Below are 15,166 nucleotides of genomic sequence, written 5' to 3' on the forward strand. Positions count from 1 at the left end.
GAGGTGGGTGAGCCGCAGAACCCGCTGCAGCCGGCGAACACCATGGAGTCCAACGGCAGCATTGTCATCAGATCGCTCTTCTCCGGGCTCGTCGACTACGACCAGAGCGGCAAGACCGTCTACGTCAATGCCGAGTCGATCGACTCCAAGGACAACAAGACCTTCACGGTCAAGCTGAAGCCCGGCTGGAAGTTCCACGACGGCACCCCGGTGACCGCGGCGTCCTACGTGAACGCCTGGAACTGGGCGGCGAACCCGGCGAACAAGCAGACCAACAGCTTCTGGTTCTCCGACATCAAGGGCTACGACGACGTCGCCCCGGCCAAGGGCAAGCCCAAGGCCGACAAGATGTCCGGTCTGAAGATCGTGGACGACAGCACCTTCACGATCACGCTGAGCAAGCCGATCCCGTACTACGTGTACAAGCTCGGCTACGAGGTCTTCGACCCGCTGCCGGAGTCCTTCTACAAGGACCCGCAGGCCGCGGGCGAGCACCCGATCGGCAACGGCCCGTACAAGTTCGTCAGCTGGCAGCACAAGAAGCAGATCGAGGTTGCCAAGTACGACGACTACAAGGGCCCGAACGCCGCCAAGAACGGCGGTGTGGTCTTCAAGAACTACAGCAACCTCGAGACGGCCTACGAGGACCTGAAGTCCGGCAACGTCGACGTGCTCCGTCAGATCGCGCCGAAGGACCTGCCGGTCTACAAGCAGGACCTTGGCGACCGCGCGGTGGACCAGGCGTACTCGGCGATCCAGACCCTCGGTGTCGCCTACTACACCAAGCAGTGGAAGAACATCGACCCCAAGGTCATCCAGGGCCTGTCGATGGCGATCGACCGCGACACCATCACTAAGACCGTGCTCCAGGGCACGCGTGAGCCCGCCACCGGCTGGGTCGCCAAGGGTGTCCTCGGCTACCAGCCGAACGCCGCCGGCGACGTCACCAAGTACGACCCGGCCAAGGCCAAGGCGCTCATCAAGGAGGGCGGTGGCGTTCCGGGCAACGCCATCTCCATCCAGTACAACGCGCGGACGGCGGCCACAAGGAGTGGGTGGAGGCGGTCTGCAACTCCATCACCAACGCCACCGGTGTGAAGTGCACGGGCGACTCCAAGCCCGACTTCCAGGCCGACCTGAACGCGCGCGACAACAAGGAAGTCAAGTCGCTGTACCGTTCGGGCTGGGTGCTGGACTACCCCTTCAACGCCAACTTCCTGCGTGACCTGTACGGTACGCACTCGGACGGCAACCAGGGCGGCTTCTCCCAGAAGTCCATCGACCAGGGGATCGCCGCCGCCGACACCGCCGGCTCGGTGGAGGAGTCGGAGAAGAAGTACCAGGAGGTCGAGAAGGACCTGGTCAACTACATGCCGTCCATCCCGCTCTGGTACATGAAGGTCAACGCGGGCTACTCGGAGAAGGTGTCCGGAGTCGAGTACGACCAGCACGGTGACCCGGTCCTGACCGGCGTTCAGGTCAAGAAGTAACGACAAACAGCCCGTTGACCCCGGGGTGCGGAGTGCCGCACCCCGGGGCGCTTTCCCGGCAGCGCGGTGAGCGCCTGCGAGGCGGCGGACTCGCTGTGGGCAGACGCGTGCATACAGGTAAATGAATACGGACAAGTGAATACTTTTCCGCCTCTTGCGTGGCCGGTGTGGAAGGGCGCAGCCTGAAGGGGCGCGGCGTTTCAGGAGGGCCCGATGCAGGTTCCAGCTGCGTTCCAGTACGAGACGGCCACCAGCGTGGAGCACGCGATCGAGCTGCTCACACGCTACGGTCCCGAGTCCCGGGTGGTGGCGGGCGGGCACAGCCTGCTGCCGATGATGAAGCTGCGGCTGGCTCAGCCCGAAGCCCTGATCGACATCAACGGTCTCGGCGAGCTGGCGCTGATCAGTGTGGACGGGCACGACCTGGCCGTCGGAGCGATGGTCCGCCACGCGCAGCTGCTCGCCTCGCCGGTCGTCGGCGAGCATTTCCCCATCCTGCGGGACGCGGAACGGGTCATCGCCGATCCGCTCGTACGCAACCGCGGCACCGTGGGCGGCTCGCTGTGCCAGGCCGATCCGTCGGAGGACCTGTCCGCCGCGTTCTCGGCACTGCGGGCGACACTCGTCGCTCAGGGCCCCGGCGGCAGGCGCACCATCGGGATCAGGGAGTTCTTCCTCGGCCCGTACGAGACCGCACTGAACGAAGCGGAGCTCCTGGTGGAGATCCGCGTGCCCATTCGTTCGCACGCCAGCGCCTACCGCAAGGTCGAGCGCCGGGTCGGCGACTGGGCGGTCGTCGCCGCGGGAGCGGTGCTGGAGATCTCCGACGGGGTCGTCACCGAGGCCGGGATCGGGCTGACCGCGGTGGGCGCCCCCCGGTTCGTGTCCGAGCAGGCCGAGGACTTCCTGCGCGGCCGGCGCCCGGACGACGAGGGCTTCGCGCAGGCAGGCCGGATCGCCGCGCGGGAGTGCAGGCCGACGGCCGACCAGCGCGGCCCGGTCGACTACAAGCGGCATCTGGCCGGGGAGCTCACCACGCGGGCGCTGCGCGTCGCCGCCGCACGCGCCCAGGGGCAGGAGGCGTGACATGCGGATCACCGTGACCGTGAACGGTGAGCAGCACACTAGGGACGTGGAGCCCAGGCTGCTGCTCGTGCACTTCCTGCGCGACGAACTCGCACTCACCGGCACCCACTGGGGCTGTGACACCTCCAACTGCGGGGTGTGCACCGTCTGGCTGGACGGGACGCCGGTCAAGTCCTGCACCGTGCTCGCGGTGATGGCCGACGGCCATGAGGTGCGCACCGTCGAGGGACTGGCGCACGGGAGCGAACTCGACCCGGTGCAACAGGGGTTCATCGCCTGTCACGGGCTGCAGTGCGGCTTCTGCACGCCGGGGATGATGATGACCGCCCGCTGGCTGCTCGACCACGACGCGGATCCGTCCGAGGAGGAGATCCGCGAGGCCATCTCGGGACAGATGTGCCGCTGCACCGGTTACGAGAACATCGTGCGCTCCATCCGCTGGGCCGCCGAGCACGGGGGAGGGGCGCGGACCGCGGACGTGGCCACCGAGTCGGCCACCGAGCCGGCGCCCGGCCGTGAGGAGGTGCGGGCATGACGACCACCGGGGAGCGGCCGGTCGGCTTCGGACGGATGCCCCGCAAGGAGGACGCGCGGTTCGTCCGCGGCCACGGGACCTACGTCGACGACGTACGGCTGCCCGGGATGCTGTACGGCGCGATCCTGCGCAGCCCGCTGGCGCACGCCCGGATCGTGTCCGTGGACACCACCGCCGCCGAGGCGCACCCGAAGGTCAAGGCCGTGATCACGGGGGAGACCCTGGCCGGTCTCGGGCTGGCCTGGATGCCCACGCTCTCGTACGACACGCAGGCGGTGCTCGCCACCGACAAGGTGCGCTTCCAGGGCCAGGAGGTGGCCTTCGTCGTCGCCGAGGACCGCTACGCCGCCCAGGACGCCCTCGAGCTGATCGACGTGGAGTACGAACCGCTCCCCGCGGTCGTCGACGCCCGCCGGGCGCTTGACCCGGACACGCCGGTGATCCGCGACGACAAGGAACAGCAGACCGACAACCACGTCTTCGACTGGTCGGCGGGCGACAAGGAGCGGACCGACGAGGTCTTCGCGGCCGCCGACGTCGTGGTGGAACAGGACATGCTCTACCCGCGGGTGCACCCGGCGCCGCTGGAGACCTGCGGCACCGTGGCGGACATGGACGCCATCACCGGAAAGCTGACGGTGTGGTCCACCACCCAGGCCCCCCACGCCCACCGCACGATCTACGCGATGGTGGCCGGCATCCCGGAGCACAAGATCCGGATCATCTCCCCGGACATCGGGGGCGGCTTCGGCAACAAGGTCGGCATCTACCCGGGTTACGTGTGCGCGGTCGTCGGCTCGATCGTCACCGGCAAGCCGGTGAAGTGGGTGGAGGACCGCTCGGAGAACCTGATGAGCACCTCCTTCGCCCGTGACTACCACATGCACGGCGAGATCGCGGCGACGAAGGACGGGAAGATCCTGGGTCTGCGCGTCCGTGTCATCGCCGACCACGGCGCGTTCAACGCCACCGCACAGCCGACGCGGTTCCCGGCCGGTTTCTTCGGCGTCTTCACCGGCTCCTACGACCTGGCCGCCGCGCACTGCGCCGTGACCGGCGTCTACACCAACAAGGCCCCCGGCGGCGTCGCCTACGCCTGCTCGTTCCGCGTCACCGAGGCCGTGTACCTCGTCGAGCGAATGGTCGACGTGCTCGCGGGTAGGCTCGGCACGGACCCGGCCGAGCTGCGGATGCGCAACCTGCTGCGGCCCGGGCAGTTCCCGTACACGACGCGGACGGGGTGGGAGTACGACTCCGGAGACTACCCGCGTGCCCTGCGGCTGGCCATGGACATCGCACACTACGAGGACCTGCGCCGGGAGCAGACCGAAAAACGCCGGCGCGGCGAACTGATGGGCATCGGGGTCAGCTTCTTCACCGAGGCCGTCGGCGCGGGCCCGCGTCAGCACATGGACATCCTGGGACTGGGCATGGCCGACGGTGCCGAGCTGCGGGTCCACCCGACCGGCAAGGCCGTCCTGCGCATCTCCGTGCAGACCCAGGGACAGGGCCACGAGACGACGTTCGCGCAGATCGTCGCCGAGGAACTGGGCATCCCGCCCGAGGACGTCGAGGTGGTGCACGGTGACACCGACCAGACCCCGTTCGGGCTCGGCACCTACGGATCCCGCTCGACGCCGGTGTCCGGAGCCGCGGCCGCGATGGTCGCCCGCAAGGTGCGCGAACGCGCGAAGACCGTTGCCTCCGCGATGCTCGAGGTGAGCCCGGACGACCTGGAATGGGAGAAGGGCCGCTGGTACGTCACGGGCGACCCCGACCAGGGACGCACCATGGCCGAGATAGCGCTCGCCGCGCACTCCGACCTGGAACTCCCCGACGGCGTCGAGGGCCACCTGGACGCCACCTGCGTCTACAACCCGCCGAACCTGACCTTCCCGTTCGGCGCATACATCTGCGTCGTCGACGTGGACGCGGACACCGGACAAGTGAAGGTCCGCCGGTTCATCGCCGTGGACGACTGCGGAAACCGGATCAACCCCATGATCGTCGAGGGTCAGGTGCACGGCGGACTCGCCGACGGCCTCGGTATGGCGCTCATGCAGGTGATCGCCTTCGACGAGGACGGCAACTGCCTCGGCGGGTCGTTCATGGACTACCTCCTGCCCACCTCGGTCGAATGTCCTTCGTGGGAGCTCGGCGAGACCGTCACCCCCTCCCCGCACCACCCCCTCGGAGCCAAGGGCGTCGGCGAGTCCGCCACGGTGGGCTCGCCCGCCGCGGTGGTCAACGCCGTCGTCGACGCGCTGAAGCCGCTGGGCGTACGCCATGTCGACATGCCGCTGACGCCCGCCGCGGTGTGGCGGGCCGCCCAGGGCCGGCCGCTGCGCACCGACATGGCCATCACCTGAGGGCCCCGTGATGACGAACGCCGAACTGCTGACCCGCGCGGACGCGCTCCGGCACGGCCGTACCCCGTTCGTCCTGGCCACCGTCGTCCACGTGGAACGGCCCACGAGCGCGAGGCCCGGGGACAGCGCACTGGTGCTGCCCGACGGCACCGTCGAGGGCTTCGTGGGCGGCAGCTGCGCCGAGACGACGGTGCAACTGCAGGGCCTGCGCGTGCTGCGGACCGGCGAGTCGGTGCTGCTGAGGATCACGCCCGGCGCGGACACCGGCGCCGAAGGCCCACCGGGGCCTGGCGAAGGCCTGGTCACGGTGGCCAACCCCTGCCTGTCGGGAGGGACGCTCGACATCTTCCTGGAGGCCAACCTCCCTCCAGCGCTGGCGTACGTCTACGGACACGCCCCCATCGCCCGCGCCCTGCTCGACGTCGGTCGTGTGCTGGGCCTCGACGCCCGACCGGCCTCGCCCGCAGGACCGCTGCCGCCCGATCTGGACGTCGTCGTCATCGCCACGCACGGCCGCGACGAGGAGACCGTGCTGATCGATGCCGTACGCGCCGGGATCCCCTACATCGGGCTCGTGGCCAGTCCGAAACGCGGCGCGGCGGTGCTCACCGCACTGGATCTCACCGAGGAACAACGCGCGCGCATCCACACCCCGGCCGGGCTGGACATCGGCGCACGGACCCCGGCGGAGATCGCACTGTCGGTGTACGCCCAGATCGTCGCACTGCGGCCGCAGGCGGCCCGAGCCGCGCCCCCCGCAGCCGAATCCACCGCGCCGCGGATCCTGACCGAGGACGTGGATCCCGTCTGCGGAATGACCGTGGCGATCACGCCGGACACCCTCTCGCTGGACCGGGCCGGCACCCGGGTGTACTTCTGCGGGCCGGGGTGCCGGCACGCCTTCGCCGACGACCCCTCCCGTTACGCGCATGACTGACCTCGACCCCCTCGTACCCGATGTCCCCGCCCTGCGGGCCCGTCTGGACGCAGTCGGCTACCTGGCTGACGACGCCCTGGTCACGGCGCTGCTCCTGGCCGTGCGTATGCGGCAGCCGATCCTGCTGGAGGGCGAGCCCGGCGTCGGCAAGACCGAAGCGGCCCGCGCGCTCGCCGCCGTGCTCGACACCCCACTGATCCGGCTCCAGTGCTACGAGGGACTGTCCTCGGCCGAGGCCCTCTACGAGTGGAACTATCCCCGGCAACTCCTGGCCATCCGGCTGGCCGAGTCCCGCGGAGAGATCCTGCGGGACGCCGACCTCTTCACCGAGGACTACCTGCTGCCCCGGCCGCTGCTCGCCGCGATCTGCCACCCGGGACCGAGGCCGGCGGTGCTGCTCATCGACGAGGTGGACCGCGCCGACGACGAGTTCGAGGCGTTCCTGCTGGAACTGCTCGCGGACGCCGCGGTCACCGTCCCCGAACTCGGCACCCGGACGGCTGTGGTGCCGCCGGTCGCGGTACTGACCTCCAACCGCACCCGGGACCTGCACGACGCACTCAAACGCCGCTGCCTCTACCACTGGATCGACCACCCGGACACCGCGCGAGTCGCCGCGATCATCCGCGGACGGGTACCGGAGTCGGCCGAGTGGCTGGCTGAGCGCGTGGCCTGCGGGGTGGCGCGCCTGCGGGCCCGCCAGGAACTCACCAAGCCGCCCGGCATCGCCGAGGCGATCGACTGGGCGGGCGCGCTGCACACGCTGGGCCTCCGCGTACTCGACGCCGACGCCGCCGACCGCACCCTGGGGGCGGTCCTCAAGTACGCCGAGGACCTGGAGGCCGTGCGCCGGACCGGACTGGCGGAACTGGTCGAGACGGAGGCCCACTCCGATGCCTGACCTGCCTGACCTGCCTGAACTGACTGCCTCGTTCACCGCCGCCCTGCACGAGGCGGGGATGGTGGTGGGCCCCGACCGTACCCGGAGCTTCGCTCGGGCACTCACCCTGCTGGGACCGACGACGACGCGCGAACTGCGGCACTGCGCGCTCGCCACCCTGGTGTCCGACCCCGAGCAGGTCGAACTGTTCGACGGGGTCTTCCGCGAGGTCTTCGGCGGCCCGGCGGACCGCGGGGCCCAGCGCGGGCAACCCGGCGACCCGCCCCGATCGCTCCCGCCCCGATCGCTCCCGAACACCGTTCCTGGCCGCGTCCCCGGGATCCGGACGGACATCGCGGACGGACGAGGCAGGGATGCCGACGCACAGCCGCGGACGGCTCCCGTGCCCCTGGCCGCCAGTCCGCTCGACCGTCTCGCGGACCGCGACTTCGCGGACCTGTCCGCCGAGGAACTGGCGCAGCTCTCCGAGGTGATGCGCACCCTGGTGCTGCGCACCCCGACCCGGCCGTCCCGCCGGCGCCGCACAGAGCGGCACGGTGCGCGCGTGGACGTGCGCCGCACCCTCTCCGCAAGCCGCCGCACCGGCGGACACCCGCTGCGACTCCACCGCTCCGCGCCCCGCGCCCGCCCTCGCGACCTCATCGTGCTCTGCGACATCTCCGGGTCGATGGAGCCCTACGCCCGCGCGATGCTCCAACTGCTCTACTGCGCCGCCCGCGCCACCCGCGCCGAGGTCTTCACCTTCGCCACCCGGCTCACACGCCTCACACCCGTCCTGCGGCGGGGCGGTCCCGACGACGCGCTGGCACGGGCCGGACGGGCGGCTCCTGACTGGTCCGGGGGCACCCGGATAGCGGACTGCCTGGCGGAGTTCAACGACCGGTTCGGCCGGCGCGGAATGGCGCACGGCGCCGTGGTCACCCTCATCTCCGACGGCTGGGACACCGGCGCGCCCGCCGACCTCGCCACCCACATGGCGCGGCTGTCCCGGGTCGCCTACCGCATCGTATGGGTCAACCCGCGTACGGCAAGCCCGCGTTACCGTCCGCTCGTGGCCGGTATGGCCGCGGCACTGCCCTACTGCGACGCCGTCGTCAGCGCCCACAACCTCGCGGCCCTGAACGACTTCACCGCCGCTCTGCACGCCCGGCGCCGCCGCCGATGACCCTGCCCGTCGGGCGCAGTCGTCCGCCCCGTCGGCCGGACGCAGGACGTAGAGGCCCCCGCGGCGGAAACTCGGATGCGGGTGCCGCACGGCCACCCGTAGTCTGCGCTCGCGGGGTGGGCGAGGCGTCGGCGCCGTATTGACCGTCAGTGGATCGGAGATGCACGGGGTATGACCAGTCGCCTGTTCGCGATCTGCTTCAATGCGACCCGGCCGTCGGACCTGGCGCGGTTCTGGTCCGGGCTCCTGGGCTGGGAGTTGGCCGCCGGTCCGCACGACGACGTCGCGATCCTGCCCCCGGATTCCACCGGGTTCCGCATTCGTTTCCTGCCGAGCCAGGAGCCGAAGGTCGGCCAGAACCGGGCGCACTTCGACCTGACGAGCACCTCCCCGGAGGATCAGCGGCAGACGGTGGCCAGGGCGCTGGAGTTCGGCGGGAAACACATCGACGTGGGCCAACTCCCGGAAGACGGGCATGTGGTGCTCGCCGATCCGGACGGCAACGAGTTCTGCGTCATCGAGGCGGGCAACCAGTTCCTCGCCGACACCGGCTTCATCGGAGCGCTGGCCTGCGACGGTACGCAGGAGGTCGGTTACTTCTGGAGCGAGGCGCTGCGGTGGCCGCTGGTCTGGGACCAGGACCAGGAGACCGCGATCCAATCGCCGGACGGCGGTACGAAGATCACGTGGGGTGGTCCTCCGGTGGCGCCGAAGACGGGCACGAACAGGCTGTACTTCGAGCTGGCCCTCCCCGCCGACGCCGACTGGGAGGCGGAGGCCGACCGTCTGATCTCGCTCGGCGCGACGCGCACCGACCCCAGCGAGGGCGACAGCGGCCAGGTGCTGATGCTCGACCCCGACGGCAACGAGTTCTCCCTGCAGAGGCCCCCGGCAGTCCGGTAGTCCCCCCTGCGGCGATCACGTTTCCGGCCCGACCGGCAAGACCGGGGCGACAGCGGCGGTGTGGTGAGCGCCACTGCGACCAACCGGGCAAACCATGCCATCATCGCCATCGTGCAACATTCAACCATTTCGGCTCGGTGGCGCGCCGTGACCACCCTGGTGGCGCAGCGATGGCCGCACACCCTGCGGGCGCCGCGTCCCCGGCAGGCGGTCGACGTGTCGGTGCGGGTGGGCAAGGCGCTGATCGCGGCGCTCCTGGCCTGGGAGATCGCATCGTGGTGCATGCCCGGACGGCAGCAGTACCTGGCCGTGGCCACCGCGCTCCTCATGGTCAACGCCCCGACCGTCTACCGGTCGGTGACGCAGGCCGTCCGCAGTCTGGCCACCCGGGTGGCCGGCCTGTCGCTGGCCGTGGCCGTCGTGTGGCTGTTCGGCTCCACCGCGGGAAGCATGGTGGCGGTCCTCGCGATCGCACTGGTCGCCGGTGGCCGCCAGAGCTCCGACAACAGGCTGCAGGTCGTCTCCACCGCGGTGCTCGCCCTCACCGCCGCCACCGCCGCCCCGGTGGGCCAGACAGCCGTACTGGCCCTGGAGGCGCTGGTCGGCGCGGCGGTGGGAATCGCCGTGAACGCACTCGTCCTGCCGCCGCTGCACCTGGACGCCTCCCATGCCTCGGTGCGCGGCCTCGCCACGGCCGTGGGCTCGCTCCTGGACGACATGGGCCGCGGGCTGCGGGAACGGGAACACGCCGACCGTGCACACGCGTGGCTCGAGCAGGGCCGACGCCTGGAGGAGCTGGTGGGGCAGGTCCAGGAGGACGTGCACCGTGGCGAGGAGAGCCTGCGCTGGAACACGCGGTGCGCCGCGGTGCACGGGGGACGGGAGTCGGCCCACTGCGAGGTGCTGCGCGCCCTGCACCGGATCTCGTTCCAGGTCCGTGGCATCGCCAGGACGCTGGCCGACAACGTCGACGACCGACACACCGACCACCGCCTGGGCCGGCTCTTCGTCGACCGGTACGCGGCGACCCTCGATGCGGCAGGGCGGGCGGTCGAGTCGTTCGCCGTTCCCGGGCAGGCCGGCGACTTCGGCGGAGCCAAGACCCGCGAGCGGCTGCGCGAAGCCATCGGTGAAGCCACGGCCTGGCACGAGACGATGACCGGACTCATCGAACGCGGCGCACTGGCCGAACCGGGAGCCTGGCACGTGTACGGGTCGCTGATGACCGACATCGAGCGCCTCCTCGTCGAACTGGACCACGCCGACCGGTCGACCGCAGCGATCCCGGCCCGCCCGGCCGGGGCCGGCCTGCTCGGCCTGCGCCGGCGCAGCGAGCACGCGTTCCCGGGCCCCGGCCGGCAGTAGTCTCCGCGCGGCTCAAGCGGTGCCACCGGCAGTGACGCCGCCACCCACAGGCCGGAGCGCGCCCGGGAACCGGAATCGCCGGGGTGTTGCCGGACGGTGAGGGGAGTCAGGAGTCGTACAGCTCGTCGACGAGGGCGAAACCGTCCGCGATCCAGGCCAGTTCGGTGCGGGCGCGGGCGATGAGGCCGTCGTAGGCGTACACCTTGTAGCGCACCGCGAACTCGGCCTCGCGCTCGGTCAGCTTGGACAGGCGGGCCGCCAGGGTGGGGTGGGTGCGGTCGACGAGCGCGGCCCGGGTGCCTTCGAGCATGCTCAACTGCTCTTCCCAGTAAGCCTGCTGTTGCCGGAGCTGCTCACGCACCGACGCGGGGTCGGCGAAGTCGAAGTAGGCCGCCTTCAGGTACGCCGGGTCGCGCTGTCGCTGAGTCACTAACGGGGACCTCATCCACGCCCGGAAGTCGGCGAGGCCGGCGTCGGTGACGTGGTACTCCTTCTTCGTCCCCTTCTTGCCCCAGCGCACCTCGACCGAGGTGAGCAGCCCGTCGCGCTCCATCCGGTTGAGCTCGGGATAGATCTGCGAGTCCGGGGCGTGCCAGACGTGGGCCACCGAGCGACTGAAGCTCTTCGAGATGTCGTACCCGGTCATCGGGCGACCGGTGAGCAGCGCGATCAGCGCGTAACGCAGGGACAAGGCACCTCCCCTTTCGAACAGTCAGGCTACTCACCCTTGCCATCTCACTATATCGATAGTTAGTTTGTGATCCGCACAACACATACCTCTCTTCATAGGGAGTTCGTTTCCATGTCTCATGCCGTCTCCCCCTTGTCCCCCTCGGTGGACACCGCGCCACCGACCACCGCGGCCGCGAAGATCTTCAACCACCCCCGCAACGCCTGGTACGTCGCCGCCTGGGACCACGAGATCACCGGCAAGCAGCCACTGGCCCGCACGGTCGCCGGCGTACCGCTGGCGTTGTGGCGCAACGGCGAGGGCCGCGCGATCGCCCTCGCGGACGCCTGCTGGCACCGGCTCGCGCCGCTGTCGAAGGGCAAGATCCTGGGCGACGAGCTGCAGTGCCCCTACCACGGTCTGCGCTACAACGCGGCCGGGCGCTGCACCGGAATGCCCGCGCAGGAGACGATCAACCCCAGCGCGGTGGTGCCCTCCTACCCCGTCGTCGAGCGCTACCGGTACGTCTGGGTCTGGGTCGGCGATCCGGACCTGGCCGATCCGACCACCGTGCCCGACATGCACCAGATGGACGACCCGGCCTGGGCCGGCGACGGCGAGACGATCCACGCCGACTGCAACTACCAGCTCATCCTCGACAACCTCATGGACCTCACCCACGAGGAGTTCGTGCACTCCTCGAGCATCGGCCAGGAGGAGCTGTCCGAGGCCGAGTTCGACGTGACGCACGAGGGCGACACGGTGACCGTCACCCGGTGGATGCGCGACATCGACGCTCCTCCGTTCTGGCTGAAGAACATGCGCGACAAGTTCCCGGGCTTCTCCGGCAAGGTCGACCGCTGGCAGATCATCAAGTTCGAGGCGCCGGGCACGATCTGCATCGACGTCGGTGTGGCGAAGGCGGGTACCGGTGCGCCCGAGGGCGATCGCAGCCAGGGCGTCAACGGGTACGTGATGAACACGATCACCCCCGAGACCGACCGCACCTCCCACTACTTCTGGGCATTCATGCGCAACTACCGCCTGGACAGCCAGACCATCACCACCCAGCTGCGCCAGGGGGTGCACGGGGTCTTCGGTGAGGACGAGGAGATGCTGCGGGCCCAGCAGCGCGCCATCGACGCCAACCCGGAGCACGAGTTCTACAGCCTCAACATCGACGCCGGCGGGATGTGGGTACGCCAGATCCTCGAGCGCATGCTCGCGGCCGAGGGACGCCCCTCCTCCGCACCGGCCGCCGGTCAGGGGGTCTGAGGTGGCAGTGCAGACACAGACCCGCTGGCAGCGGGCCCGGGTGGTCGAGGCCTCCGACGTCGCCGACGGCATCCGCCGCATCGTCCTGGCCCCCGAGCGGCCCGAGCACGCCGCGCCCGGCACGCACATCGACGTCAAGATCGGGGACGGCGTCCGCGGGGTGCGTTCCTACTCCGTGGTGCGCTCCGAGGACGGCGGCCGCCGGCTGACGCTCAGCGTGCGGCTCTCTCCCACCTCGTCCGGTGGCTCGGCGGCGATGCACCGACTGCGGGCCGGGGACGAGCTGACCGTCACCGGGCCGCTGCAGAACTTCCCGCTCGCGGTCGGCGCCACCCGCTACGTACTCGTCGCCGGCGGCATCGGCGTCACCGCGTTGGTGGCGATGGCCTCCGCGCTGCGCCGGCGCGGCGCCGACTACAGTCTGGTGCTCGTCGGTCGCAGCCGCGCCGTGATGGCGTACGTCGACGATCTGGTCGCCGAGCACGGCGACCGCGTCCGTGTCCACGTCGACGACGAGGGCACCTCGCTGGCTGTCGACGACCTCGTCGCCACCATCGCCCGGACACCCGCCGCCGCGGGCACCGAGCTCTACATGTGCGGCCCGATCGGGCTCATGAACGCCATCTCGCAGAGCTGGGCCGGGCACGACCTGCCGACGACCAACCTGCGCTTCGAGACGTTCGGTTCCAGCGGCCGGTACCCGGCCGAGGAGTTCCGGGTACGCATCCCCGAGCTCGACCGGGAGATCACCGTCGCGCCCGACACGTCGATCCTCGACTCCCTCGAGGCAGCCGGCATCGAGACGCTCTCGGACTGCCGCAAGGGCGAGTGCGGGCTGTGTCTGGCGAAGGTGGTCGACTCCACCGGCACCATCGACCACCGCGACGTCTTCCTGAGCGAGTCCCAGAAGGAACGCTCCAACAGGCTGTGCCTCTGCGTCTCCCGCGCAGTGGCAGCCGACAGCGGCTCGGGCGAGCCCGCTGTCCTCTCCCTCCGCCTCACCTGACCCGGTGCACCACCGCGTACGCACGGATCCCTCACCATCTGGACACCCATGAACATCACCGCACGCATCTCGCAGGCACCGATGAGCGGCTACCAATGGCTCATCGTCGCGCTCTGCACCTTCATGAACTGCCTGGACGGCTTCGACGTCATGGCGGTCGCCTTCACCGGGCCGTCGGTCACCAAGGAGTTCGCGCTCAGCGGGTCGGAGTTCGGCCTGCTGGTCTCGGTCGGTCTGATCGGGATGGCGATCGGCTCGATGCTGCTCGCCCCCTTCGCCGACCTCGTCGGTCGACGCCCGCTGATCCTGACAAGCCTCCTCCTCGGCACGATCGGCATGTTCGGCGCGGCGACGGCCTCGTCGGTGACCGTGATGGGCGTCTTCCGCCTCGTCACCGGGATCGGTGTCGGCGGCATCCTGGCCAGCACCAACGTGATCGCCAGCGAGTTCTCCAACGCCAAGAACCGCGGACTCTCCATCGGTATCTACACCGCCGGGTACGGGATCGGCGCCACCGTGGCGAGCCTGGTCGCGAAGACGGTCGTGGGCGGCGACTGGCGGATCGTCTTCTACGCCGGCGGTGTCGGGACCCTGCTCGCCCTGATCGTGATCGCCGTCATCCTGCCCGAGTCGGTCGCCTTCCTCGAGCAGCGCCGTCCGAGCGGCGCGCTGGAGCGGATCAACCGGACGCTGGCCCGGATGCGGATGGAGCCCGTCACCGACGCCGACCTCGACCGGGTGGCCGCCACCCGGGTCGACACCCAGCGGGCCGGCTCGGGATGGCTCAAGCAGCTGCTGACCCCGACCATCCTGCTCTGGCTCACCTTCATCACGATCATGTTCGGCTTCTACTTCGTCAACAGCTGGACCCCCACGCTCCTGGTCGAGGAGGGCCTCTCCGAGAGCGCGGCGGTGACCGCCGGGATGGCGATCTCGATCGGCGGCACGGTCGGCTCGGTCCTCTACGGCGTCGCCGCCCGGGTGCGTACGCCGCGGGTGGTGCTGATCGGGTTCTCCCTGCTCTCCGCCGCGATGATGATCGTCTTCATCGTGAGCACCTCGACTCTGTGGCTCGGGTTCGGCATCGGCGTCGTCGTCGGCGCTCTGATCAACGGCTGCATCGCCGGTGCGTACACCGTCGGTCCGCCGCTCTACCCGGCCAACGTCCGCAGCGTCGGCATGGGCTGGGCACTCGGGATGGGACGCATCGGCGCCATCCTGTCCCCGACCGTTGCCGGCATGCTCAAGGACGCAGGTGCCTCCGCGACGCAGCTCTACGTCGGTGCCGCCGTGGTGGTCGCAGTCTGCGCGGTCGTCCTGGTGGGCCTGCGCCGGTACGACCCCGAGTCCACTCCCACGCCGAAGGAGGCAGCACTCGCCGTCTGACCTCTGCTCGGCCTCCTCGCGACGCGGGGCGAACGGATTCTCCTGTCTGTCCATAGCCGCCACTCCCCCTTTTCCCTC

Annotated in this window: 12 protein-coding genes and 1 pseudogene; 12 read left to right on the plus strand and 1 reads right to left on the minus strand. The window is 70.2% G+C overall.

What is annotated here, in order from left to right; translation table 11 throughout:
• The 9 genes and pseudogenes from ACTYVM_RS35335 to ACTYVM_RS35375 form a co-directional block, all read left to right on the plus strand.
• Positions 1–1,490: pseudogene (locus ACTYVM_RS35335) on the plus strand (peptide ABC transporter substrate-binding protein); the annotation flags it as partial.
• A 213-nt stretch (positions 1,491–1,703) separates the two neighbouring features.
• Complete coding sequence (locus ACTYVM_RS35340) at positions 1,704–2,576, plus strand: FAD binding domain-containing protein (protein ID WP_445529879.1); 873 nt, start codon at positions 1,704–1,706, stop codon at positions 2,574–2,576.
• Position 2,577: 1 nt separating this feature from the next.
• Positions 2,578–3,111: a (2Fe-2S)-binding protein gene (locus ACTYVM_RS35345; protein WP_445529880.1), complete on the plus strand. Its 534-nt coding sequence runs from the start codon at positions 2,578–2,580 to the stop codon at positions 3,109–3,111.
• Positions 3,108–5,480 (plus strand): aerobic carbon-monoxide dehydrogenase large subunit, encoded by a 2,373-nt coding sequence (locus ACTYVM_RS35350; protein WP_445529881.1) that lies wholly within the window; start codon positions 3,108–3,110, stop codon positions 5,478–5,480. Before ACTYVM_RS35345 ends, ACTYVM_RS35350 begins: the two co-directional genes overlap by 4 nt.
• A 10-nt stretch (positions 5,481–5,490) precedes the next feature.
• Positions 5,491–6,417: an XdhC family protein gene (locus tag ACTYVM_RS35355; RefSeq protein WP_445529882.1), complete on the plus strand. Its 927-nt coding sequence runs from the start codon at positions 5,491–5,493 to the stop codon at positions 6,415–6,417.
• Positions 6,410–7,318, plus strand: a complete 909-nt coding sequence (locus ACTYVM_RS35360; RefSeq protein WP_445529883.1) for an AAA family ATPase — start codon at positions 6,410–6,412, stop codon at positions 7,316–7,318. Before ACTYVM_RS35355 ends, ACTYVM_RS35360 begins: the two co-directional genes overlap by 8 nt.
• Positions 7,311–8,483, plus strand: coding sequence for a vWA domain-containing protein (locus ACTYVM_RS35365; protein ID WP_445529884.1), 1,173 nt, complete (start codon positions 7,311–7,313; stop codon positions 8,481–8,483). The genes ACTYVM_RS35360 and ACTYVM_RS35365 overlap by 8 nt, the downstream gene beginning before the upstream one ends.
• 171 nt (positions 8,484–8,654) lie before the next feature.
• Complete coding sequence (locus ACTYVM_RS35370) at positions 8,655–9,386, plus strand: VOC family protein (protein WP_445529885.1); 732 nt, start codon at positions 8,655–8,657, stop codon at positions 9,384–9,386.
• 147 nt (positions 9,387–9,533) lie between these two features.
• Positions 9,534–10,751: an FUSC family protein gene (locus ACTYVM_RS35375; protein ID WP_445529886.1), complete on the plus strand. Its 1,218-nt coding sequence runs from the start codon at positions 9,534–9,536 to the stop codon at positions 10,749–10,751.
• A 106-nt stretch (positions 10,752–10,857) separates the two neighbouring features.
• Here the strand turns inward: ACTYVM_RS35375 and ACTYVM_RS35380 are convergent, their stop codons facing one another.
• Complete coding sequence (locus ACTYVM_RS35380; RefSeq protein ID WP_445529887.1) at positions 10,858–11,442, minus strand: PadR family transcriptional regulator; 585 nt, start codon at positions 11,440–11,442, stop codon at positions 10,858–10,860.
• A gap of 111 nt (positions 11,443–11,553) precedes the next feature.
• Between ACTYVM_RS35380 and ACTYVM_RS35385 the strand changes: the two genes are divergently transcribed.
• From ACTYVM_RS35385 to ACTYVM_RS35395, 3 genes are read left to right on the plus strand one after another with little or no spacing between them, the layout of a single operon-like run.
• The gene (locus tag ACTYVM_RS35385) at positions 11,554–12,696 is read left to right on the plus strand and encodes an aromatic ring-hydroxylating dioxygenase subunit alpha (RefSeq protein ID WP_445529888.1); all 1,143 of its coding nucleotides are present in this window, start codon (positions 11,554–11,556) and stop codon (positions 12,694–12,696) included.
• 1 nt (position 12,697) lies between these two features.
• Positions 12,698–13,702: a PDR/VanB family oxidoreductase gene (locus ACTYVM_RS35390; RefSeq protein ID WP_445529889.1), complete on the plus strand. Its 1,005-nt coding sequence runs from the start codon at positions 12,698–12,700 to the stop codon at positions 13,700–13,702.
• A gap of 48 nt (positions 13,703–13,750) precedes the next feature.
• Positions 13,751–15,088, plus strand: coding sequence for an MFS transporter (locus ACTYVM_RS35395; RefSeq protein ID WP_445529890.1), 1,338 nt, complete (start codon positions 13,751–13,753; stop codon positions 15,086–15,088).
• The last annotated feature ends 78 nt before the right edge of the window (positions 15,089–15,166 follow it).

This window comes from Streptomyces cyslabdanicus (assembly GCF_052663305.1).

Coding starts and splice junctions, on each gene's coding strand:
- ACTYVM_RS35340 (WP_445529879.1), top strand. CDS start 1,704: ATGCAGGTTCCAGCTGCGTTCCAGTACGAGACGGCCACCAGCGTGGAG.
- ACTYVM_RS35345 (WP_445529880.1), top strand. CDS start 2,578: ATGCGGATCACCGTGACCGTGAACGGTGAGCAGCACACTAGGGACGTG.
- ACTYVM_RS35350 (WP_445529881.1), top strand. CDS start 3,108: ATGACGACCACCGGGGAGCGGCCGGTCGGCTTCGGACGGATGCCCCGC.
- ACTYVM_RS35355 (WP_445529882.1), top strand. CDS start 5,491: ATGACGAACGCCGAACTGCTGACCCGCGCGGACGCGCTCCGGCACGGC.
- ACTYVM_RS35360 (WP_445529883.1), top strand. CDS start 6,410: ATGACTGACCTCGACCCCCTCGTACCCGATGTCCCCGCCCTGCGGGCC.
- ACTYVM_RS35365 (WP_445529884.1), top strand. CDS start 7,311: ATGCCTGACCTGCCTGACCTGCCTGAACTGACTGCCTCGTTCACCGCC.
- ACTYVM_RS35370 (WP_445529885.1), top strand. CDS start 8,655: ATGACCAGTCGCCTGTTCGCGATCTGCTTCAATGCGACCCGGCCGTCG.
- ACTYVM_RS35385 (WP_445529888.1), top strand. CDS start 11,554: ATGTCTCATGCCGTCTCCCCCTTGTCCCCCTCGGTGGACACCGCGCCA.
- ACTYVM_RS35395 (WP_445529890.1), top strand. CDS start 13,751: ATGAACATCACCGCACGCATCTCGCAGGCACCGATGAGCGGCTACCAA.